At 63.9% G+C, this 22205-nt stretch carries 19 protein-coding genes; 8 read left to right on the top strand and 11 right to left on the bottom strand.

Going from position 1 to position 22205, the window contains the following annotated elements; genetic code table 11:
* Positions 1–27 precede the first annotated feature (27 nt).
* From BLV45_RS21110 to BLV45_RS21100, 3 genes are all read right to left on the bottom strand, one after another.
* Positions 28–957 carry a LysR family transcriptional regulator gene (locus tag BLV45_RS21110; RefSeq protein ID WP_090536071.1) on the bottom strand — a complete coding sequence of 310 codons (930 nt, stop codon included), beginning with the start codon at positions 955–957 and terminating at the stop codon, positions 28–30.
* A 96-nt stretch (positions 958–1053) separates the two neighbouring features.
* Positions 1054–2493, bottom strand: coding sequence for an MFS transporter (locus BLV45_RS21105; protein ID WP_090536069.1), 1440 nt, complete (start codon positions 2491–2493; stop codon positions 1054–1056).
* A gap of 15 nt (positions 2494–2508) precedes the next feature.
* Positions 2509–3399 carry an isocitrate lyase/PEP mutase family protein gene (locus BLV45_RS21100; protein ID WP_090536067.1) on the bottom strand — a complete coding sequence of 297 codons (891 nt, stop codon included), beginning with the start codon at positions 3397–3399 and terminating at the stop codon, positions 2509–2511.
* 369 nt (positions 3400–3768) lie between these two features.
* On the opposite strand from BLV45_RS21100, the gene BLV45_RS21095 reads away from it, so the two are divergent.
* The 3 genes from BLV45_RS21095 to BLV45_RS21085 all read left to right on the top strand — a co-directional run bounded on the left by BLV45_RS21095 (position 3769) and on the right by BLV45_RS21085 (position 6437).
* Entirely contained in the window at positions 3769–5091 is a 1323-nt protein-coding gene (locus BLV45_RS21095; protein ID WP_090536065.1) for a sugar efflux transporter, read from the top strand.
* A gap of 262 nt (positions 5092–5353) precedes the next feature.
* Positions 5354–5617 (top strand): H-NS family nucleoid-associated regulatory protein, encoded by a 264-nt coding sequence (locus BLV45_RS21090; protein ID WP_090536063.1) that lies wholly within the window; start codon positions 5354–5356, stop codon positions 5615–5617.
* A gap of 40 nt (positions 5618–5657) precedes the next feature.
* Positions 5658–6437 carry a class II aldolase/adducin family protein gene (locus BLV45_RS21085; protein WP_090536061.1) on the top strand — a complete coding sequence of 260 codons (780 nt, stop codon included), beginning with the start codon at positions 5658–5660 and terminating at the stop codon, positions 6435–6437.
* 189 nt (positions 6438–6626) lie between these two features.
* On the opposite strand, the gene pcaG is transcribed toward BLV45_RS21085, so the two are convergent.
* On the bottom strand, positions 6627–7226 hold the full coding sequence (gene pcaG, locus BLV45_RS21080) for a protocatechuate 3,4-dioxygenase subunit alpha (protein WP_090536351.1): 600 nt from the start codon (positions 7224–7226) through the stop codon (positions 6627–6629).
* Entirely contained in the window at positions 7226–7933 is a 708-nt protein-coding gene (gene pcaH, locus BLV45_RS21075; RefSeq protein ID WP_090536058.1) for a protocatechuate 3,4-dioxygenase subunit beta, read from the bottom strand. The genes pcaG and pcaH overlap by 1 nt, the downstream gene beginning before the upstream one ends.
* A gap of 107 nt (positions 7934–8040) precedes the next feature.
* Here pcaH and pcaQ point away from each other — a divergent pair, with 107 nt between their 5' ends.
* Together pcaQ and BLV45_RS21065 are read left to right on the top strand one after the other, a co-directional pair.
* A complete protein-coding gene (gene pcaQ / locus BLV45_RS21070; protein ID WP_090536056.1) occupies positions 8041–9021 on the top strand; it encodes a pca operon transcription factor PcaQ in 981 nt (326 codons plus the stop codon).
* A gap of 187 nt (positions 9022–9208) precedes the next feature.
* On the top strand, positions 9209–10336 hold the full coding sequence (locus tag BLV45_RS21065; RefSeq protein WP_090536054.1) for a 4-hydroxyphenylpyruvate dioxygenase family protein: 1128 nt from the start codon (positions 9209–9211) through the stop codon (positions 10334–10336).
* Between the two features lie 61 nt (positions 10337–10397).
* Here BLV45_RS21065 and BLV45_RS21060 read toward each other — a convergent pair whose 3' ends face one another.
* The 5 genes from BLV45_RS21060 to BLV45_RS21040 form a co-directional block, all read right to left on the bottom strand.
* Positions 10398–13547: an error-prone DNA polymerase gene (locus tag BLV45_RS21060; RefSeq protein WP_090536052.1), complete on the bottom strand. Its 3150-nt coding sequence runs from the start codon at positions 13545–13547 to the stop codon at positions 10398–10400.
* Between the two features lie 6 nt (positions 13548–13553).
* A complete protein-coding gene (locus BLV45_RS21055; protein ID WP_176954223.1) occupies positions 13554–15023 on the bottom strand; it encodes a Y-family DNA polymerase in 1470 nt (489 codons plus the stop codon).
* Entirely contained in the window at positions 14953–15657 is a 705-nt protein-coding gene (imuA, locus tag BLV45_RS21050; RefSeq protein WP_143130461.1) for a translesion DNA synthesis-associated protein ImuA, read from the bottom strand. Before imuA ends, BLV45_RS21055 begins: the two co-directional genes overlap by 71 nt.
* A 214-nt stretch (positions 15658–15871) precedes the next feature.
* Entirely contained in the window at positions 15872–16501 is a 630-nt protein-coding gene (locus BLV45_RS21045; protein ID WP_090536345.1) for a helix-turn-helix domain-containing protein, read from the bottom strand.
* Positions 16502–16708: 207 nt separating this feature from the next.
* Positions 16709–17578: a pirin family protein gene (locus BLV45_RS21040; protein WP_090536050.1), complete on the bottom strand. Its 870-nt coding sequence runs from the start codon at positions 17576–17578 to the stop codon at positions 16709–16711.
* A gap of 136 nt (positions 17579–17714) precedes the next feature.
* Here BLV45_RS21040 and BLV45_RS21035 point away from each other — a divergent pair, with 136 nt between their 5' ends.
* On the top strand, positions 17715–18617 hold the full coding sequence (locus tag BLV45_RS21035) for a LysR family transcriptional regulator (RefSeq protein ID WP_090536048.1): 903 nt from the start codon (positions 17715–17717) through the stop codon (positions 18615–18617).
* A 54-nt stretch (positions 18618–18671) separates the two neighbouring features.
* Here BLV45_RS21035 and BLV45_RS21030 read toward each other — a convergent pair whose 3' ends face one another.
* On the bottom strand, positions 18672–19445 hold the full coding sequence (locus tag BLV45_RS21030) for a GntR family transcriptional regulator (protein ID WP_090536046.1): 774 nt from the start codon (positions 19443–19445) through the stop codon (positions 18672–18674).
* A 204-nt stretch (positions 19446–19649) separates the two neighbouring features.
* On the opposite strand from BLV45_RS21030, the gene BLV45_RS21025 reads away from it, so the two are divergent.
* Positions 19650–20738, top strand: coding sequence for a porin (locus BLV45_RS21025; RefSeq protein WP_090536045.1), 1089 nt, complete (start codon positions 19650–19652; stop codon positions 20736–20738).
* Between the two features lie 75 nt (positions 20739–20813).
* Entirely contained in the window at positions 20814–22187 is a 1374-nt protein-coding gene (locus BLV45_RS21020; RefSeq protein WP_090536043.1) for an amidohydrolase family protein, read from the top strand.
* Positions 22188–22205: the final 18 nt, after the last annotated feature.

Here is a 22205-nt window from a genome sequence, read left to right as displayed (position 1 = left end):
GCGCGCGCGACGTGAACGATGTCGGCGCTACGTCGCGGGTGTATCGAAAGGACTGCCCGTCAGCGAGGCAATGAATTCGAAGAACGCCCGCACCCTCGCGGGCGCATGCTGGCGCGAAGGATAGATCGCATAGAGCGGATACGATTCGTCGGCCCAGTCGAGAAAGAGCTCGACGAGCTTGCCGCCCGCTATCAGCTGTTCCGCGCCCAGCGCGAACATTTGCGCGATGCCATAGCCCGCGAGGCACACGCTATGCAGCGTGCCGCCGTCGTTCATCGTGAGATGCCCGCGTGCTTCGATCACCACTTTTTTCTTGCCGCGGTGAAATTCCCACGGGAACGGCCGCCCCGTTTCCGGCTCGCGGAACTTGATGCAGACGTGCGGTTCGCGTTCGAGATCCGTGGGCGCCAGCGGACGTCCGTGTCGTTTGATGTACGTCGGCGACGCGACCGTGACGACGCGTGTGTCGAGCAGCTTGCGGGCAATCAGTGTAGACGCACGCGGTTCGCCGAAACGGATCGCGAGATCGAAGCCATCCGCCACCATGTCGCCGAGCTGGTCGCGCGTCACGAGGTCGACGTGCAGATCCGGATAGCGTTCCATGAACGCGCCGAGATGCGGTCCGAGAAAGAGCCGCGAGAAAAACGGATCGACGTTGATACGCAAGCGGCCGCGCACGGCAGTCGCACCGAGCGCCGCCGATGCCGCGGCTTCTTCGAGACCCGACAGCAGCGGCATGATCTGCTGGTGGAAACGCCGGCCTTCGTCGGTGAGCGTGACCGCGCGCGTCGTGCGATCGAAAAGGCGAATGCCGAGCCGCGCTTCGAGCCGCGCAATGGAGCGGCTGACGCCGGATTGCGACATATCGAGCGTTTCGGCCGCCGCGGCAAAACTGCCGGTGTCGACGATCGCTGTGAACACGCCCATTCCGTTCAGCACCCGCTCATCGAACGCCATTCGCTCATTCCTGGTTGTCGCCGCGCTGGTCGCCATGCTATCGCGCTGGCGCGGTCCAGCGTGCCGATATCGCCCGCTTTCCCCCGAATCACCCAATCATGACGCGTTCTGCCGGAGCGCACCGCCACCGACGCTCTGGCCCGCATCGTGCGCCATGCGCATATAGCCGACGATGGAAACGAGCGTCACGACACCGGCAAACAGGAAGGCGAGACGGAAGTCGTCGAGCGTGAACGCATGCCCGCTCGCTTCGCCGTTCAGCAACGCACCGATCCGTAACGACACCGCGCCAAACGCGATGCCAAGACCGATGGTCATCTGCGCGGCCGCGCTCCACAGCGTGCTCGCCGCGTTCATCTGCGGCTGCGGGACATCGGCATAGGCGAGCGTCGCGAGCAGCGAAAACTGCATCGAACGCCCGAGGCCGTAGACAAATATAACGAGCAGCACCAGGGCGAGCGGCGTCGCGGGTGTGAGCAGGCCGATCGCGACGATGAAAAGACCCGCCAGCGCGACGTCGACAATCGACACGTAGCGAAAGCCGAAGCGTCGCAGGATGCGCGTCGTGAGCGCCTTCATCGTGAGATTGCCGAGTGCGCTCGCAAGCAGCAGCAGCCCGGATTTGAACGCGGAGAGCCCAAAGCCGATCTGGAACAGCAGCGGCATCAGATAGGGCACCGCGCCGATGCCGATGCGCGTGAGCGAGCCCGTCACGATCGTCACGGAGAACGTCGGGATTTTCAGCGTCGACACGTCGATGAGCGGATGCGGATGAGTGCGCGCGTGCCGGAACGCGATCCATCCCAGCACGAACCCCGCGACGATCAATCCGACGGCTTGCCACGCGTTGTCGCCGGGCTGGCTCGCGAGTTCGGCGCCATACAGGATCGCGGTGAGCGCCGTGCCGCTCAGCACGAGTCCGACGACATCCAGCGGACGTCGTTCGCCGCCACGCAGGTTCGGCACGAGCGCGGCCACGGCGACCAGCACGGCAAGACCGAACGGCACGTTGAGCAGGAAGATCCAGCGCCACGACGCGTAAGTCGTGATGAAGCCGCCGATCGGCGGGCCGACCACGGGCGCGACGATCGCGGGCCACGTGATCGTCGAAATCGCCTGCATGAGGCGGCTTTTCTCGGTGCTGCGCACGACGATCAGCCGGCCGACCGGCACCATCATCGCGCCGCCGATGCCCTGCAACACGCGCGCCGCGGTGAACTGCACCACGTTTTGCGACATTCCGCACAGCACCGAAGCCAGTGTGAACACGACGACCGCGCTGAAGAACACAGTGCGCGAACCGCACCTGTCCGCCACCCAGCCGCTCGCGGGAATGAAGATCGCGAGCGCGAGCATGTAGGCCGTCATGCCGAGGCTCAGGCTGTTTGGTCCGACGCCGAACGAGTGTGCCATCTGCGGCAGCGCCGTGGCGATCACCGTCGTGTCGAGATACTCCATGAAGAACGTCGCCGCGACGAGATACGGCAACCAGCCAGTGTGCGAAACCGGTGAGGCGGGTGGGGCGGTGTGGGTCATGTCGTGAGGCGTGTGTTATTTACTGTCGTCGGCGTACTGCTTGTCGAGCTGGTCGTAGAGCGGTTTGTTGACGAGCCGCTGGCGCTCGTTGAACGGCACGACGAGCGAAGGATCCTCATCGAGCCGGCCGTTATCCCGGAGCGCACCGAGCGCGCGCTGCATGCCGAGCACCGCGCCCTGAAGCGCGGCGTTCGCATAGAGCACGACGCCGTAGCCGAGCTTGCCGAGCACGTCGCGCGACTGCACCGGCGTCTTGCCGCCGATCACGATGTTGACGAGCTGCGGCGTATTGGCGAAGAGACCCGGCAGGCGTTCGATGTCGGCAAGCGATTCGGTGGCCTCGATAAAGAGGATGTCCGCACCGGCTTCGATAAAACGGTGTCCGCGCTCGATCGCCGCTTCGATCCCTTCCACCGCGGCTGCGTCCGTGCGGGCGATGATCTGCAGGTTGCCGTCCTCGCGCGCATCGACGGCCGCGCGGATCTTGCCGGTCATCTCGCCTGTCGAGACGACTTCCTTGCCAGAGAAGTGACCGCATTTCTTCGGCATCACCTGGTCTTCGAACTGGATCGCGTCGGCGCCGCTGCGCTCCAGCGTGCGCACCGTGTGACGCACGTTCAGGGCATTGCCGAAGCCCGTGTCGGCGTCGACGATCAGCGGCAACTCGACCGCGTCGCGCACCCGCGATGTGTGTTCGGCGATCTCGTTCAGCCCGACGAAGCCCAGATCGGGCAGGCCGAGCGACATGTTCGTGACGCCCGCGCCCGTGAGGTAGAGCGCCTCGAAGCCGGCGTCCTCGATGATGCGTGCGCTCATCGCATTGAACGCGCCGGGTACGAGGAGGCCCCGGCGTTCATTCACGCTGCGTCGGAACGCGGCGCGGCGGCTGACAGATGATGTTGGCATGATGGTGAGTCCGGTTGAGGTTCGATGATCCAGGCCGTGCCGCGGAATCCGTGCCGGTCGGCCGTCATCCGGGGTGCCTGCGGCGTCCCACGGGATTATGTACCACCCGCCCGTTGCCTGCGTGCAGCCGGGCGAGCCCGCTGACGCTTCGATGCGACATGTATTCTCCGCGCGACCATGCATGCAACCATGCATGTTGGGAACATTGACTGCGGGTTTGCTGATCGGACCGGTACACCCGATAATGCTTCGTCATCGAGCGCGGCCGCGGTGCCGTGGCGATCCCGCCGGCGCTGCGTTCCAGGCGGCCGTCTCCAGCGTTCTGCCCATGCCGGGCCCCTTGTAGCGCCTTCATCTGACTTTCGCGCCGTGCTGAAGAACTCACGTTTTTTCGATCTGTTGCGCATCCCCGGTTTCAAACCGCTTGCGGGCGCAACCTTGATGCTCGGCGTGGCGATGTCGTTTACCGCCCCGTATCTGTCGCTGTTCGGTATCGAACGTGCCGGCATGACGCCGTTTCGTCTCGGTCTTTTCATGACGCTGATCGCGGCCAGCGGCGTGCTGGCGAGCACGCTCGCGGGCCGCTGGAGCGATGCAAGCGGGCGCCACCGGCCGCTTTTGCTGGCCTCGCTCGCCGCGGCGACGCTTGGCTACCTGTGCCTGTGCGTGGTGCGCGACTACCGGCTGCTGCTGGTGGTGGGCGTCGTCTTTATCGGCGCGGGCAGCTCGGCGATTTCGCTGGTGTTCTCGTTCAGCCGCGCAGCGCTTCCCGTCGCCGACGACTCTGGACGCGCGTTCGCAAGCGCGTCGTTACGAACGATCCTGTCGGCCGCGTGGGTGTTCGGGCCGGCCGTGGGCGCGCTCGTGCTGGCGGGCACCGGCTTTTACGGGCTCTTCCTGTTCGCCGCCGCGAGCTTCGCGGTGTGTGCCGCGATCGTCTCGCGCACGAAGGAGCCGACCGGGCACCTCGGCGATCATACGGTCGAGGACACGGCGTCCGAGCCGGCTTCGTCGATCACCGTGCCGCCGCTGAAGGCGCCCGCCGACGATGCCCACGAAGCGGGTATTGCCGCCGCCTCGGCGAACGAAATCTGGCGCGCGGTCGTCGCGCTGACGCTGATCGGGCTCGCCGCGAACGCGACCATGATCGTGCTGCCGCTCTATATCGTGCATGGCCTGAACGGTTCGCGGATCGACGTGTCGATCATGCTCGGGCTCGGCGCGCTGAGTGAAATTCCGATGATGCTCGCGCTCGGCGCGCGCTCGTCCACGTTGCACAAGCCGAACTGGCTGGCCGCGTGCGCGGCGGTACACGCGGTGTATTTCGTCGCGATGGCGTTCGCGGGCAACGTGGACGTGCTGATCCCGATGCAGCTGCTCAACGCGTTTGTCGTCGCCGTCACGTCGTGTCTTGGCATGACCTACGTGCAGGACCTGATGCCCGCGACGCCCGGCAAGGCGACCGCGCTGTTCTTCAACGCGGCGCGGCTCGGGTCGATTCTGTCAGGCGTGCTGTCGGGCGTGCTCGTCGGCACGTTCGGTTATCGCGGCACGTTTATGTTTTGCGGACTGCTGGCGCTGGGCGCGCTCGTGCTGTTCGCGGTGCCGGGGTATCGATATGCGCAGATGGCGGCGGCCATTCGCGGTTATGTCGAACGAAAGCTTGCCGCGCGGCGCTCGCCGGAACGATAGTGGCGCGGGAAAAGGCGGCGCGGTGCGGGTTGCTTTACAATTGCGGTGCTGGGGTCATCCGGTTTCGCCACGCCGACCGGATTTTCTGACAGGCTGACTGGCCCACTCTCGTTTTCGGACGTTCCGGAACCCGGTTTCGCCGGACAAGCCGCGTGAATCGAATTCACCGGGGCCGCGTCAACACCAACAAAAGGCTTCGCTGGCAATTGCGAGGCCTTTGTCTTTCAAGCGCACGCCTTTTCTGCAAGGAAAGCGGTGCATCATGATGGAGCGGGAGGAACAGCGGATGTTCGACGCCGACGGAGAAGCGCGCGATCGATTGATCGTGTGGATACGCCGCCGCATGGAAGAGTACGGCATCACAATGACGGATCTCGCGGCGGCCCTTGAAGCCGACGCAGCCGCATTAAAGGCGCCGATGTATCGCGATGCGTACGGAAATACCTGGGACGGTGAAGGCGACAGGCCGGAATGGCTGACGCGCGCCATTCACGCCGGACAGAATATCGATCATTTCAGGTGCTGAATTAAACGCGCCGTCAGTGCGCGATTAATGGAGAGACAGAATGGCAACGCTCGCGCCTTCGCACGCTTTTAGCGCTGAAGAATGGGCTACCCGCTGTGAGCTTGCAGCGCTTTATCGCCTGATCGCCCATTTTCGGATGACGGACCTCATCGACACGCATATCACCGCGCGTGTGCCGGGCCCCGGGCATCACTTTCTGATTAACCGCTATGGCGTGCTGTTCGATGAAATGCGCGCGTCCGACCTGGTGAAAATCGACGGCGAAGGGCGCGTCGTGGATACGGACAGCGCCGCGCGCGATCCGGCTTTATATCGCGTGAATGCCGCGGGTTTTACGATTCACTCCGCCGTGCATGCCGCGCGGTCCGATCTTCATTTTGTGATTCATACGCACACGGCTGCGGGTTCGGCTGTGTCTGCCCAGAAGCAGGGCTTGTTGCCGGTCAGCCAGCACGCGCTCAAGTTTTACGGATGTCTCGCGTATCACGACTATGAAGGCATCGCGCTGGATCTCGCCGAGCGCGAGCGGCTGGTTGCCGATCTCTGTTCGTGTAACGCGATGATCCTGAGGAACCATGGCTTGCTGGTGGGCGGGCGCACCGCCGCGCTGGCGTTCCAGGAAATTCATTTTCTCGAGAGGGCGTGCCAGATCCAGGTGCAGGCGCTTGCTGGCGGCGCGGAGTTGAGCTTTCCCTCCGAAGCGGTTTGCAGGCTGACCGCCGACCAGTTTCATCGCGACGATTCCGACGGAATTGCCGAGCTTGCCTGGCAGGCGGCGCTGAGGCTCATCGATCACGGGGCGGTGGATTACCGGAGCTAGGTTTGCTGCCTTGCCGGTCGCCGCGTTTCCGCTACATCTGCAAAGAGCCGAAAAAAAGCCCGCTCGCGGCGGGCTAAAAGGTTACGTTGGAGTTTCGCGAAGTTTTCGCACCCGCATTCTGATTCGCGCGTATGAAATTTTCGTGAAGGCGTTTCGCGGCCTTTTAGTGGCCGCTCGCCGCCACGTTCATCACAGGTCGAAGAACACGGTCTCGTTCTCGCCCTGCATGTGGATGTCAAAGCGGTACACCGTGCTGCCCGTACCCGCCTCGCGTCGTGCAATCAGCGTATGCCGGCGGTCCGCCGGTACCGATGCCAGCACGGCATCCTTTTGGTTCGCTTCCGCTTCGTCCTCGAAATAGAGGCGCGTGAACGTGTGCAGCAGCATCCCGCGCATCAGCACGATCACGTTCAGATGCGGGGCGTCGCCACCGTCATTGCCGCCCGCCGTGCCCGGCTTTACCGTCTGCACGATAAAGCGCTTTTCCGGGTCCGTTCCCGTGCCCACCCGCGCGAAGCCGCGAAAGCCCGTGCGCTCGATATCGGCCTGCGATTTCGGGTAGTTCCCGGCGGCATCCCGTTGCGACAGTTCGATCATCGCGTCGCCGATCACCTTGCCGTCGCCGTCGAATACCTGGCCGACGATCGTGATGTGCTCACCCGGCGTTGCGTGGTCCACGAGCGCTGGTGTGAACAGGCTTTTGAAATCGAAGTTGTATTGCTCCGGGCACAGGCCGTAAGCGAAGTACGGGCCGACCGTTTGTGAAGGCGTCTGTTTGAGAGTCATGATCAACGCTCCATCGGTGTTTCGTCGCGGCCGCGCAGCACGATGTCGAACTCGTAACCCAGCGCGAAGCCTTCTTCGGTAACGTCCAGCGAGAAGCGCGAAATCAGGCGTTCGCGTGCCTGTTCCGGCGTGCCCTGGAAAATCGGGTCGAACGCCAGCAACGGGTCGCCGGGGAAATACATCTGCGTCACAAGGCGTGAACCGAAGTGATCGCCAAAGAGCGAGAAGTGAATGTGATTCGGACGCCACGCATTCGGATGGTTACCCCACGGATACGCGCCCGGTTTGATCGTCATGAAACGATAGCGGCCGTCGTTGTCCGTCAGGCAGCGTCCCGCGCCAAGAAAATTCGGATCGAGCGGCGCGTCGTGCTGGTCCGTCTTGTGGACGTAGCGGCCCGCGGCGTTCGCCTGCCACACTTCGACCAGCGTGTTGCGCACCGGCCGGCCGCCTTCGTCGAGCACGCGGCCCGTCACGATGATGCGCTCGCCAAGCGGCGCACCGTTTTTTGCTGCATTGCGGGTGAGGTCGTTGTCGAGCGCGTCAAGCGCCTCGGCGCCATAGACGGGAACGTGCTGGTCACGCAGCCGTTCCTTCAGCGGAATCAGCGGGCGGGTCGGCCCACGCTTCACGGAAGATCCATAACCGGGATAAACATACGCAGGATGGGACGCGAAGTCGCGCGGCGCTAAAAGGGGGGACTCGTCCATCGGGTGTCTCCTGATGTTGATTTAATGACCGGGGATGTTTGCGACTTTATCTAACCTGGGCGGTTATGCAAAATGACGTTTTCTTGTCTTTCGTATAACCTGTAGTTATGCAACGAAGTCTCGCGGACAGCCGCGTCAAATTCCGTCATCTCCAGTGCTTTCTTGCCGTCGCGCAGTTCGGCGGCGTGCAGAAGGCCGCCGAGAGCCTGTCGATTACGCAGCCCGCCGTCTCGAAGACGGTCGCCGAGCTGGAGTCGATTCTCGGCGTGCGGCTCTTCGAGCGGGGCCGGCACGGCGCGGTGCCCACGCGCGAAGGGCAGCTTTTCATGCCGCACGCGAGCGCCTGCGTCAGCGCGCTGCGTCAGGGCGTCGATCTGCTCGCGCGCGAGGAGGGCGCGGCGCCCGCCACGCTCGACGTCGGTATTCTTCCGACCGTTGCCAACGCGCTCGTGCCACCGGTTCTGAAGCGCTTTACGATGCAGTGGCCGCAGGTCGTGGTCAGGCTCATGACGGCGTCGAACGCGGATCTGCTCGCGCGGCTGAAGGCGGGCGCGATCGAATGCGCGATCGGGCGACTCGCCGATCCGGAGCGGATGGTCGGCCTGAGCTTCGAACAGTTGTATCGCGAGCCGCTCGTCGCGGTCGTGCGCGCCGGGCATCCGCTCGCGACGCGTACGGCACCGCCCGCTGCGCTGCTCGAAGGCTTTCCGGTCGTGTTGCCGCAGTACGGCACGCTGATCCGGCAGTCGGCGGAAAGCCTGCTCGCGGCGTGGGGCGCGCCGCCGCTAAAATCGTTTGTGGAAATGCTGTCGGTGTCCATCGGACGCGCGTTGGCGCTCGAGAACGACGCGGTCTGGTTCGTGCCCGTCAGCGCGGTCGAATACGATCTGACGCGCGGTGAGCTGGTGCGCCTCGCGTTGCCGTTCGCGGGAACAGAAGAGCCGGTCGGGCTGATCCTGCGCACGGATACGCAGCCCTCGCCGGTTGCAAGCGCGCTGATCGACGCCGTGCGCGCCGTCACGCGGCAGCGCATCGCGCCCGCCGCCGCGAAGCCGCGGGCGCGCAAACGCCGCGACCCGGCACGCTGATCGCAATTGATTGCCATGACAGCACAGCGCTAGCGAATCTGGACGGGCGTGAACCGGCCGGTACAAAATGCGGGTTGCGGGAGATCACGCGGACGGTGTACAAACACGGTTCACAAGGCGCCGGGCGTTATGGGGTCATCGGCGCGCACGGCAGTCAGGCGTTACCGCATCAGTCAAGGAGAAAACCATGTCCAGCGATCTGCCCAGTCCGACCGCTGCCCTCGGCGCCATCGCCGACGTCGAACACAATCCGCTCGGCACGGCCGGCCTCGAGTTCGTGGAGTTCGCCGCGCGCGATCCGCAGGCGCTTGGCCGCACGTTCACGCAGCTCGGCTTCAAGGCCATTGCCCGCCACGTCAGCAAGGATGTCACGCTGTTCCGGCAGGGCGAGATGAATTTTCTGCTGAACGCCGAGCCGGATTCGTTCGCCTCGCGCTACGCGGAGGAATACGGCACGGGCGTGTGCGCGATCGGCATTCGCGTGGCGAACGCGCAGCAGGCGTTCGATCGCGCGATCGAGTTCGGTGCGTGGGAATTCGAAGGCGAGAGCGTCGGCAGAAACGAGCTGTGGATTCCCGCCATTCAGGGCATCGGCGATTCGCACATTTATTTCGTCGATCGCTGGCGCGGACGCGGTGGCCAGCAGGGCGGCCTTGGCGATATCTCGATCTTCGATATCGACTTCCGGCCGATCGACGTCGACACCGCGCAGGCCGATCTGAGCCACGCGGGAACCGGCCTCGTCGCGGTCGACCATCTGACGCAGACGGTCGGCGCGGGCCGCATGCAGGAATGGCTCGACTTCTATCGCGGGCTGCTCAACTTTCGCGAGATTCATGAGTTGCACGCGAACTGGCACGTGTCGGCGGATTCGCGCGTGATGGTGTCGCCATGCGGCGCGATCCGCATTCCGCTGTATGAGGAAGGCACGCCGCGTACGAACCTGATGCACGACTATCTGCCCGATCATCCGGGCGAGGGCGTGCAGCACATCGCGCTCGCCACCGACGATATTTTCAGGTGCGTCGAGGCGTTAAGCGCGAACGGCCTGGCGTTTGTCGAGCCGCCGCCGCGCTACTACGAGCAGATCGACGCGCGGCTTCCCGGACACGGACTCGATATCGAGCAGCTGCGGCGCGGCCGCATTCTCGTGGATGGCGAGATCGGCGCCGATGGCGTGCCGCTGCTGTTCTTCCAGACGTTTGTCAGACGCAATCCGGGCGAGATCTTCTTTGAAATCGTCCAGCGGCGTGGTCATCACGGTTTCGGCGAAGGCAATCTCAAGGCGCTTGCCGAAGCACGCCAGGGATGTTGAAACGAATCGATTGAAACGGCGACGTGTGTCCGATGTCGGTTTTGGGCCCAGGGTTACGTAATCAATGGAAATTACGGCTCATGGATGGCAGCTCGCCGAGGAGACGCGACATGTCGATGAGGTGTTGAGCCACGAGATGTCGTACCTCGCCTTCGCACTGCCATACACCCAGCACGCCGAGCAACGATGCGCCAAGGACTTCCTTGCGCTGCCTCTCAAGCACCTTGGGCCAGATGATAACGTTGACGTTGCCGGTCTCGTCTTCGATGGTGATAAAAATAACGCCCTTCGCGGTCTCTGGCCGTTGACGCACGGTGACGATGCCGCAGCCGCGCGCGAGCCGGCCGTTCCGGTAGGTCTGCAACGTCGAGGCTGGCATCAGTTTTTTTGCAAGCAACTGCGGGCGCAGCAGTGCAAGAGGATGTCGCCCAAGTGTCAGTCCCATGGACCGGTAGTCACCGACGATATCTTCCGCTTCGGAGGGCGCACCCAGCTTTGGCGTGTCGTCTTCAATCTTTGCACCCGGGAGCATGTCTTTGTCAGGCACCGAGGCAACCGACTGCCACAGCGCTTCGCGTCGATTGCCGGCAAGAGATGACAGGGCATTCGCCGCGGCAAGCACCTGCAGGTCGTGACGGTCCAGCTGGGCGCGTCGCGCGAGGTCGGACACGGTTGTGAACTGCCGCACGGCGCGTGCATGCTCAATACGCTCCGCCGCGCCGTCCCGCATGCCCCGGAGCAGTGACAAGCCCAGCCTGACGGCTGGCTTCCCGGCGCCATCTGTTTGCTCGAGCGACGAGTCCCAGCCGCTTATCGTGACGTCCACCGGCAGTACCTGGACTCCATGGCGCTTCGCATCCTGAACGAGTTGCGACGGCGAGTAAAAACCCATGGGTTGGGAGTTCAGCATCGCCGCAAGAAACGCTTCAGGCTCATGACGCTTTAGCCAGCTGCTCGTGTATACCAGCAGCGCGAAACTAGCCGCATGGCTCTCTGGAAAACCGTACTCGCCGAAGCCGAGAATCTGCTGAAAGATGCCGTCGGCAAATGTCCTGTCGTACCCGCGCTCAAGCATGCCATTGACGATGCGATCGTAGTATTGATCCAGGCCACCTTTGCGCTTCCAGGCTGCCATCGCCCTTCGCAACTGGTCCGCTTCCCCGGCGGTGAAGCCTGCGGCCAGAATGGCCACTTGCATCACCTGTTCCTGAAAAATCGGCACACCCAGTGTGCGGCCCAATGCCGTTTCAAGTGCCTTGCTGGGAAAAGTCACCGGCTCGAATCCCTGCCGGCGCTGCAGATATGGGTGAACGGCGCCACCCTGAATGGGTCCCGGGCGAACAATCGCAACCTCGATGACGAGATCATAAAAAATGCGAGGCTTGAGCCTTGGCAGCATGCTCATCTGCGCGCGCGACTCAATCTGGAACACGCCAACGACGTCTGCGCGCGAAATCATCTCGTACGTTTCCGGGTCCTCGGCAGGGATGTCCTGCATCTCGAATCGCTCACCGCGCTGGTCTGATATCAGGTCCAGCGTGCGACGAATTGCCGACAACATGCCGAGCGCCAGCACGTCAACCTTGAGGAGGCCCAGTGACTCGAGGTCGTCCTTGTCCCACTGAATCACACTGCGGTCGGCCATGGCCGCATTTTCAACGGGCACGAGGCGCGTGAGCTTTCCGCGACTGATGACAAAACCGCCCGAGTGCTGCGACAGGTGCCGGGGGAAACCATGCAACTGCGCGGCCAGTGATGCCCACGCCCGGATGACAGGCGTCTCTGGATTCAGCCCGAACTCTTCAAAGCGCTTGAGCAGGCCCGCACTGTGATCAAACCATTGATGTGACTTCGCCACCGCATCGACTATCTGCAGGTCGACGCCGAGCGCCTTGCCCGTTTCCCGCAACACGCCGCGCGCACGGTATGTCGATACGGCCGCCGCAATCGCCGCACGGTTGCGGCCGTACTTGCGATAGATGTACTGGATTACCTCTTCGCGTCGCTGGTGCTCGAAGTCGACATCGATGTCGGGCGGCTCGCCACGCTCCTTCGAAATGAAACGCTCGAAAAGCATGTTGCCGCGCGCCGGGTCGACTTCCGTCACGCCCAGGCAGTAGCACACGGCTGAATTGGCGGCTGAACCTCGTCCCTGACACAGAATGTGCTGGCTGCGCGCAAACCGCACGATGTCATATACGGTGAGAAAGTAAGGCTCGTATTGCAGGTCTGCAATCAGCTCGAGTTCGTACTCGATCTGCGCCTGAACGTTGTGCGGAATGCCTGAAGGGAAGCGCCGCTGTACGCCGATGTACGTCTCCTGCCGCAGATAGGACGCAGGGGTAAATCCGGGTGGCACCAGTTCGTCGGGATACTCGTACCGGAGTTCATCCAGCGAGAACGTGCAATGCGCGAGGATGTGGGTCGTCTCGCCAAGCGCGTACTCCGGATAAAGGTTTGCGAGTCGCAGACGGGACCGCAGATGCTGCTCCGCGTTTGGCGCCAGGTCGTACCCGCATTCATGCACCGGCCGGCCGGTGCGAATGGCCGTCAACGTATCCTGCAACGGCTTGCGCGAGCGCACGTGCATCACCACGTGGCCGAGCGCGACGACAGGGATGCCGTGCCTGTCGGCAACGTATTCGACGGCGCCGCGATGGATGTCATCCATCGCCCGCTGATGCAGCACCAACCCGCACCACGCGCGCCCCGAAAACGTCTGGTCGAGCCATTCAAGCTGCGCATCCAGCACATCCTCTTTCGCGGGAAAGTCGGGTACCAGTATCGCGAGACAGTCTGGCATGCCGCGCAGGTGGCTGTTTTCGCGGTCCGGCCGCGACAGGTCCTGCGGCGTCAGCCGGTACTGGCCTTTGGGCGCGCGCGTGCGGGCAAGCGTAATCAGTTCGCAGAGGTTCCCGTATCCCTCGCGGTTCTGGGCAAGGAGGATAAGGCCGAACGCCGGTGAGTCATCGGCATTGACGAGCCGGAAGTACGAGCCGATGACGAGCGGAAGCCTGGCTTCTCTCGCCGCGACGTGCGCCCGCACGATACCCGCAAGCGAGCATTCGTCAGTGATCGCCAGACCCGAGTAGCCGAGTTGCGCCGCGCGTTTGGCCAGCTCTTCTGCATGGGAAGCGCCGTGCAGGAACGTGAAATTTGAAAAGCAGAACAGTTCGGCGTACGCCGGCAGAACGTTGAAGGTCGTGTCCATGGCGCTTCATCCGAAAAGGCCATGGAGGAACCAGCGCGGCTCTTCTTCGGCGTCGCGGCTGCTTTTGCGCTCACGATATATCCAGAAACAGCTCTGGTCTTCGCCCTGGGCGACGAAATAATCACGCGTCATGAGTTCGCCATCGAACCACCCGCTTTCGATGCGCTCTCCCGGCGACACAAGGCGCAGCGGTGAACCATAGAAAGGCCGGTGCTTGCGCATCAGCAGGCGCACGGGCTTTTCCAGAAGCCAGGTCGGCCGTGGGAGCCCCTCTGGAAGCGTGGTGCTTTTCGACGCGCTGCCGACCGGCACCCATCGATTCGCAACTTCAGGCCGATAGTCCGCGGTCGGCGCGGGGCGAAGCACGTTTTCTTCGCCGAGCCTTGCCACCAGTAGTTCGACAAGACGGGCATGGTCCCCGGTCGAGCCGCCAGGCTCTGGAAAGAGCGTGCCGGACGCCGGTACCGCGGGTTGCACGTTCGATGCATCGAGTCGCAGCGCGATAACGGGCGCGGTCAGTTCCACGCGGGCAAGCCGTTCCTTGATGAGCCGCACAAGATGGTCCTCGCGCCACGTCGGCTCTCCCAGTGCAATTTCAATGGGTGTCGGCTCGATGGCCTGCCTGCCACGCTCGTGCTCAAGCAGAAGCGTAGCGCCCGTGAGCGCCAGTTGCTTCGCGCACAACCAGCCGCAAAGTTGCACGACGAGGCGATGCGCGCCGAAAAGCGCCGCTTCCGCATGCTCGATGCGGTCGGGCATTTCAATGCGCGCGGAAAACGTTGGCGGCAATTCCAGCCAGTCAAACAGTTCGGGCGCCGTGCCGAAAGCGCGGTCCAGCGAATCGAGCAGGTGCTCGCCGCAACGGCGTTGCAGTCCGGCACGCGGCAGGCGTCGCACATCTGCAATCGTTTCGCAGCCCAGTCCTGCGAACCAGTCTGCAAACGGCCGCACTTCCGGTACTGACAGCAGCGGCAATGCGGACAGTTGCCGTTCGAGCGAGTCGACCTTGAGTACGCGCCGGTTCCGGTGCTTTGCCAGCAGCCATGCGCCCTGGCCAGTGGGCGCGGCACTGATCCGCGCGGTCAGTCCAATGGCGTCGAGTATCGCTTTCGCCTGCCGGCATACAGCAGGCAGTCCGCCAAACAGACGCAGGCTTGCGCCGATGTCCACGATGACAACAGCCTCTTCGAGCACCACGACATCGGGTGAGAACCGCATGAGCGCCACTGCCACTTCGCGTTGCGCGGCATGTTCACGGCCGGGTTCACGCTCATACAGCTCTACCTCCGGCGTGAGCGTCAACACACCGCCGCGCTTCATGCCGACCCGCACGCCCGCGGACCGGGCGACCCCGTCTGCGATGCGTACCTTGTCCCGGTCGAGGACCACGCAGCCGTGTGCGGGCTCAGGCAGCCACTTTGGCCGGAAGACCTCGAGCTGCAACCGGGGCAGGTGAATGGCGAGAAATACGCGCATGGTGCGAAAACAGGACGGGTGCTGGTTGAAGAGAAATGGACAGAGGTTCCGCGCGTGCTGGACCTCGTCGCTTCGTGATGTCGACGGTCAGACCGTCGCGCTCTGGCCGGAGCGCCAGCCGTAAAACGGCTGGAGAGGCATCCTGTGCGGATGCCAGTGGGCGGACCATGAAGAACAACGTTTCCGAGGACTGTGCCGCGAGATGCAGCCGCCGCAGCGACGAAGTCTGAACGTGTTGCGCCCAGAACAGCAGTGCGCCGCAACTGCCGGCGCGCAGAATCTGCTCTGCTGCCCACAACGCGTCCGCTGTCTTCGAGGCCCGAATCTGTATCAGGTGCTGTGGGGAAAGGCCGATGTACTCAAGGCCAGGTCCGTTCGGAACATGCGGGGGTTGCACCAACGCGACCGGCCGCTTGCCCATTTCACTGAGCGCCGGACGAAGCAGCCGCATTTCACCCACACCGGCCTGCTGGACCAGCAGGTCGACGAGCGCGCCAACGGGCCAGCCCCCGCCTGGCAGCTCCGCCGACAACGCTGCATACCCGGTGTCCACGGTACGGCCCCGGCTGCGCGCAAGCTGCGACGCCCGCCAGAGCGTTATGCCCCCCGAGCCGGGATACAGCGTTGAGTCGATTACGGCATCAAGCCGGCACGACGCCTTACCGGGCTGCGGGAACTGCTCGGAATTGCCGGAGGCGGAGTTCACGGGATCGCTCACCAAATACTGTATAAATATACAGTAATTCTAGCGCAGGCGTTTCCGCTTGGGGGGTGCTTCAGCCGGTACCGATGCGTGGGGCTGATGGTGACTGATGGTGGGGCTTAAGGCGCCCCGGAGGCAACGCGACTTACTTCTTCGCCGCGGCTTCGACGGGTGGTTGCGGGGCATCCGAGCCCGTCGCCATCCACAGCACTTCGGCGTCTTCCTCGCTGGTGGACACCGCCGCGTGCCCTGTGCGGCTGTCGAAGTAAAGACTGTCGCCGGCGTTCAGATGCGTTGGCGCATACAGCTCGGAATAGAGGCACACGCTGCCGCTGATCACATACAGGAATTCCTCGCCTTCGTGACGACCCCAGTCGTCGAACGCGTCCAGCGTGTGCGCGGAAATGCGGATACGAAAAGGCAGCATCGCCTTGTGCGCGAGGTCGGTGGCGAGCAGTTCCATCTGATAGCCGCGATACGCGTGACGTTGCCCCGCATCCTTGCGCGTGAGTGCGCGCCGCCCGCTCGCGCTGACTTTCTGCGTCGAGCCGAACAGTTCGCCCAGATCGATCTTCAGGCCGTTGACGATTTTCTGCAGCACGTCGAAGGTCGGCGACATCAGGCCGTTTTCGACTTTCGACAGCGTCGAGCGCGACACGCCGCACAGGCGGCTCGCGTTTTCCAGCGTCAGGTCGTGTGCGACCCGTGCGGCACGGACGCGTCGTCCGAGATCGGACGTGGGCGATTCGGCCGGCTTGAAGGTGTGGGTATCCATGTAACGATGCAGAAAGCGCGCTCTGGGGCGCAAGGTGTTGCCGATCATAACATCGGTGCGACCGTGCGCCGTCCGCTGGCATCGGGCGTTCGATATGCCTTCAGAAGCCGCTCAAAAATCGCCGCACGACTCCACGACATTGTCCCAGTGCCGTTTCGCGGTGTGCCCAGTCGTCCTGCGGTTCGCAGAACAACTGGGCCACGCGGGTCATCTTGCCGCTATCTGCCCGAAGCGCCCGCCATTGAAGTCATGAACCGCCTGACGGATTTCCTCCGTCGTATTCATGACAAACGGTCCGTACGCGACAACCGGTTCCTCGATAGGCTCGCCGCTCAGGACGAGCACCGTTGCGTCGCCGGTCGCATCGAGCTGCACCTCCGTCCCTTCGCGCCCGAGCAGGGACAGTTGCGCCTCGCCGACCGTCTCCTCGCCGTTGACCCGTACCTGGCCGTGCAGGACGACAATCGCAACCGGGCGCCCGGCGGGCAGCGTGAAACGGGTTGTGTGCTTTCCGTTCAGCCGCACGTCCCACACGTCCATCGGCGTGAATGTCGATGCCGGACCTGTGTGCCCTTCGTAGTCGCCCGCGATGACCCGCACGCGGCCCGCGCCGTCAGGCAACGCGACTGAGGGGATATCCGTCGAAAGCACGGTCTGATAGCGCGGCGACGTCATTTTGTCCTTTGCCGGCAGGTTCACCCACAGTTGCACCATTTCCAGCGTGCCGCCATTCTTCGCGAATGCGCCGGAATGGAATTCCTCGTGCAGGATACCGGCGCCGGCCGTCATCCACTGCACGTCGCCGGGACCGATGCGGCCGCCTCCGCCGGACGAATCGCGATGCTCGAGTTCGCCGTCATAGACGATCGTCACGGTTTCGAATCCGCGGTGCGGATGCTGGCCGACGCCGCGTTTCTGCGCGGTCGGCGTGAAGTGCGTCGGGCCGGCGTAGTCGAGCATCAGGAATGGGCTCAGATGGCTTCCCACCGTGCCGTCCGAAAACAGCGTGCGCACCGGAAAACCGTCACCTACCCAGTGCGAGCCGGTGTTGCTGTACAAGCCGAGAATCTTCTTCATGGTGTTGTTTCCTGTTCATGGTTGAGGCCGCATCGACCTCGTTTGCATGTCAACAAGATAGGCCCGCGGCACGCTGTCCGGTAGAGGGTGTGGGTTATCCTCTGTGTCTCATGAATGGAACGCTGGACGGCACCCGATGCAGGATCTCAACGATCTCTACTTCTTCGCGCAGGTCGTCGAATATCAGGGGTTCGCGCCGGCCGGGCGGGCGCTCGGCATGCCGAAGTCCACGCTCAGCAGACGAATCGCGCTGCTGGAGGAAAGCCTCGGCGTGCGGCTCATCCAGCGCTCGACGCGGCGTTTCACGGTCACCGAAACTGGCCAGAGCTACTACAGCCATTGCAAGGCCATGCTGGTCGAGGCGGAAGCGGCGCAACAGTCGATCGAACTCAACCGTTCCGAGCCGCAGGGCATTGTCCGGCTGACCTGCCCGGTGGCGCTGCTGCACGCGCGCGTGGGCGCGATGCTAGCGGATTTCATGGCGGAAACGCCGCGCGTCACGGTGCATCTCGAGGCGACCAATCGCGCGGTCGACGTGATCGGCGAGGGCATCGACGTGGCGATACGGGTGCGCCCGCCGCCTCTGAAAGACAGCGATCTCGTGATGAAAGTGCTGGGTGAACGCGGCTGGTGTCTGGCGGCGAGCCCGTCGCTGCTGGACCGGCTCGGCGTGCCCGCCACGCCGGCCGATCTGGCCGTGCTGCCCAGCCTGGATTTTGGACCGCCGCACGGCGAGCATGTCTGGCACCTCGAAGGGCCGGCGGGGTCGGCGGCGATTCGTCATACGCCGCGCTTCGTCACGGACGACATGATCGCCTTGAGGCAGGCCGCCGTGGCGGGCGCGGGCATTGTCCAGTTGCCCGTGATGATGATGTGCGACGAGCTGGCGAGCGGTGCGCTCGTCAGGCTCGTTCCCGCGTGGAAACCGAAGGGTGGAATCATCCACGCGGTATTCCCTTCGCGACGTGGCCTGTTGCCCTCGGTGCGAAAGCTGATCGATTTTCTGGCGGTGCGATTCAGTCAGATCGAAGAGTCATAGCGTCGCCCGGATGGGGCGGTGGCGCTCACGTGGGCCCCGCTTCACCCCTCATCGCTAACCGGCTGTCTGCGCCAGCTGGAACGTCGTCGAATAGCTGAAGCGGCTGGCAGGGTGGATGCCGGTCGTGACCACGATCGCCTTGTCGCGGACAAAGTAAGTCCGGATGATGCGCAACCCCGCGGAGCCGGGCTTCACCTGCAACGTCCGCGCCTGTTCTCCCTCGATCAGCCAGCCCTGAACTTCCTGCTCGACCCGCGTCATCCTGATGCCGTACTGCTCTTCGACCATCGTATAGACCGGTGTATCGAGCGTTTTTGTCAGCCCCGGCAACTGGCTGAAGGCTTTGTCGACGTAGATGTCGACCAGCGCGATCGGCTCGGTCGCGGCGTTGTCGCCGTGCCGCACGCCGGCGATATGCAACCACTTCGCGCCAGGCGAACCGTGTAGCAGCGCGGCGTGCGCGTCGTCGGCCTGGATCGTCCTGCGCGCGGACACCTGAAGCGTCGTGCCCTGCGCATAGCGGACGAGGTCGCTCAACGTATCCATCGACTGCACATAGCGCGTCTGCGGGCGGTCCGCGATGACCCGCGTGCCGACGCCCGCCTGGCGGCTGATCATCCCGAGGTTGCACAGCTTCTGCACCGCCTGGCGCACCGCATACCGGCTCAGATTCCACGTCTCGCATAGCTCCGCCTCGGTCGGCAGCAACTCGCCGACGGGCGGCTTGCCATTGCGGATGTCCTGCATCAGCGCGCGCGCGAGATCGACATGGCGGGGCTGGGTAGTCGCGAAGGCGGCTTCGACGGCGTCGTCCTGGATAACGGTCATGGCAACGAGGGCGGGTAAGGGGTTCGCAATGAAGGGTTCGCAATGAACCGGCACACGAAAGACGCAAAAGCGTCGCTTTTCGCGATCCTAGCATAACCCACGGGTTTTCACGAATGTTCGAACATTTGAATGAATCATACAGTCCGGATCAAGCACCCGATAGAAGTGCGGCGGGCCGGCGGGCGGCTCAGGTCAGATTTATTCATGTCAGGAACATTGGAGATCGAATTGATTGTGTCGAAGAGGATGTTGATGGCCGCGGCCATGGGGTTCTCGGTCAGCGGGGCCCACGCACAGTCCGCTACGTTGTACGGGCGTGTGGTGGCGGGCGTCGATTACGTCAATCACGTGGCGACGGCGAACGGGCAGTCGAACGACGCGCTGCGCTTCGGCAGCAACCAGTGGGGCATCAGCATGTGGGGCCTGAAAGGCGACGAGGATCTCGGCGGCGGGCTGCATGCGGTCTTCAACCTCGAAAACATGTTCACGGCCGGAACCGGCGTGTCGGACGGGTTGTTCAACCGGTATGCCGTGGTCGGCCTGTCGGGCAGCAGCTGGGGCACGATCCTGCTGGGCCGCGCGATGAGTCTCACGGACGGCGAAGGCTGGGCGATCGATCCGACGGGGATGCAGGCAATGGGTCTCGAAACGCTCGTCTACGGCCGCAACTGGGGGCCGCGGTCGAACGCGATCACGTTCAATTCGGCGAAATTCGGCGGGTTCGCGTTCCGTCTTCAAACGGGCCTCGGCAACGAGGCGGGCAACTTCCGCGCGAATCACCAGTTGAGCGGCAGCGTGAGCTATACGGACGGCACGCTGGACGTCCGCGCGCTGTACGAGGAGCTGCGCGACGCGAACGGGAAATTGTCGAGCCTTTACGGCGCGTCGCGCGAATACCTCGTTGGCGGCAGCTACAAGATCGGCAGCGCGAAAGTCTATGCGGGGTATAGCCTGATCGCATCGTCGGGTGAAGACACGATCGCCGACGCGACCAATCCCACCGCATCCACGCGCAACCAGATGGAATGGCTCGGCGTCAACTACCAGGTGAACGTGGAGTTGCAGCTGATCGCCGCCGTCTATCACGCGAACGTGAATCACGGCGGCGGCAGCGGCACGCTGGGCGTGATTGGCGCCAACTACTTCCTGTCGAAGCGGACCAATCTCTACGCGACGTTCGGCAGCATGTTCAACGGCGGCAACGCGGCGTTTCCCGTCGAGGTGAGCGACGCGCCGCCGAAGTCAGGCCGCAGCCAGCAGGGGGCGTATGCCGGCGTTGTTCACTATTTCTGAAACCGTTACGGGTCTGTAACGCGGGCCGGCCTGCAAACGACCGGTAGTTCTATTTATTCATTGATGGAGGGGATGATGGTACAGCGCACCTTGATTCGCAACGCGAGCGTCATCAGCGTGGACCCGGCGATCGGCAACGTCGACCACTGCGACGTGCTGATCGAAGACACGAAAATCCGCGCAGTCGGGCGCGGACTCGACGCCGGCGGCGCCGAAACCGTCGACGGCACGGGCACGATCGTGATGCCGGGCATGGTCGACACGCACCGGCACATCTGGCAGACCACGCTGCGCAACATCGCGGCGGACTGGACGCTGGACCAGTACTTCGCGGGCGTGCGCGGCCAGCTCGGCGAGCACTTCCGCGCGGAGGACATCTACATCTCGAATCTCGCGGGCGCGTACGAAGCGCTGAACGGCGGCGTGACGACGGTGCTCGACTGGTCGCACAACATGAACACGCCCGAGCACACGGACGCGGCGGTCGAAGCGCTGAAGGCATCCCGCGGCCGCTTCGTGATGTGCTACGGCAACTCGAACGAAGAATGGCTGCCGGTCAGCAACCTGCCGACCTCGGAGGACGTGCGGCGCGTGAAGCTGCAACACTTCTCCTCGTCGGACGATCTGGTGCAGCTCGGCATGGCGTTGCGCGGCCCGCAGTACGCGACCGAAGCCGTCACGCGCGACGACTGGGCGCTCGCCCGCGATCTCGGTGCGCTGATTTCGGTTCACGTCGGCGACGGCGCGTGGGGAAAAGGGCGTCCGGTCGCGTGGCTCGCGGAGAACGGCCTGCTTGGCGAGGACGTGATCTGTTCGCATTGCAATTCGCTCGCCGACGACGAATTCCAGTTGATGGCCGACTCGGGATGTTCGGCGTCGATGACGCCCGAAATCGAGTTGCAGATGGGGCACGGCTGGCCGGTGACCGGGCGTCTCCTCAAGGTCGGCATGCGCCCGACGCTCGGCATCGACATCGCGACCTGCAACAGCGGTCACCTCTTTCAGGTGATGCGCACGGTGCTGCTCGTCGAGCGCGCATGGGCGCACGACCGTGCGGATCACGGCGGCTATTCGGTGGAGCGTCTGCCGGTCAATACCCAGGACGCGATCGAGTTCGCGACGATCAATGGCGCGAAGGCGCTGCGTCTCGACAGCCGGATCGGCTCGCTCACGCCGGGCAAGGACGCCGACATCGTGATGATCCGCGCGGACAACCTCGAAATGGCGCCGCTCAACAATCCGGTCGGCGCGGTGGTTCTCGCGGGGCATCCAGGGCTCGTCGACACGGTGTGGGTCGCCGGACGGGTGGTCAAGCGCGGCGGCAAGCTGACTGGAATTGACGAGCGCCAGGTGCTCGGCGACCTGACCCGCTCGCGCGACTACGTGCTGTCGAAGGCGGGCGTGAAGCCGGGCGAGCGCTTCATTCCCGCGCCGTACAAGCCGCGCTGAACGTGCTGTTTCGCTTGA

The sequence above is a fragment of the Paraburkholderia sartisoli genome, from assembly GCF_900107685.1.
GTDB lineage: Bacteria > Pseudomonadota > Gammaproteobacteria > Burkholderiales > Burkholderiaceae > Paraburkholderia > Paraburkholderia sartisoli.
Note: the sequence above shows the minus strand (reverse complement) of the source record. Positions and strands in the feature narration are given on the sequence as shown.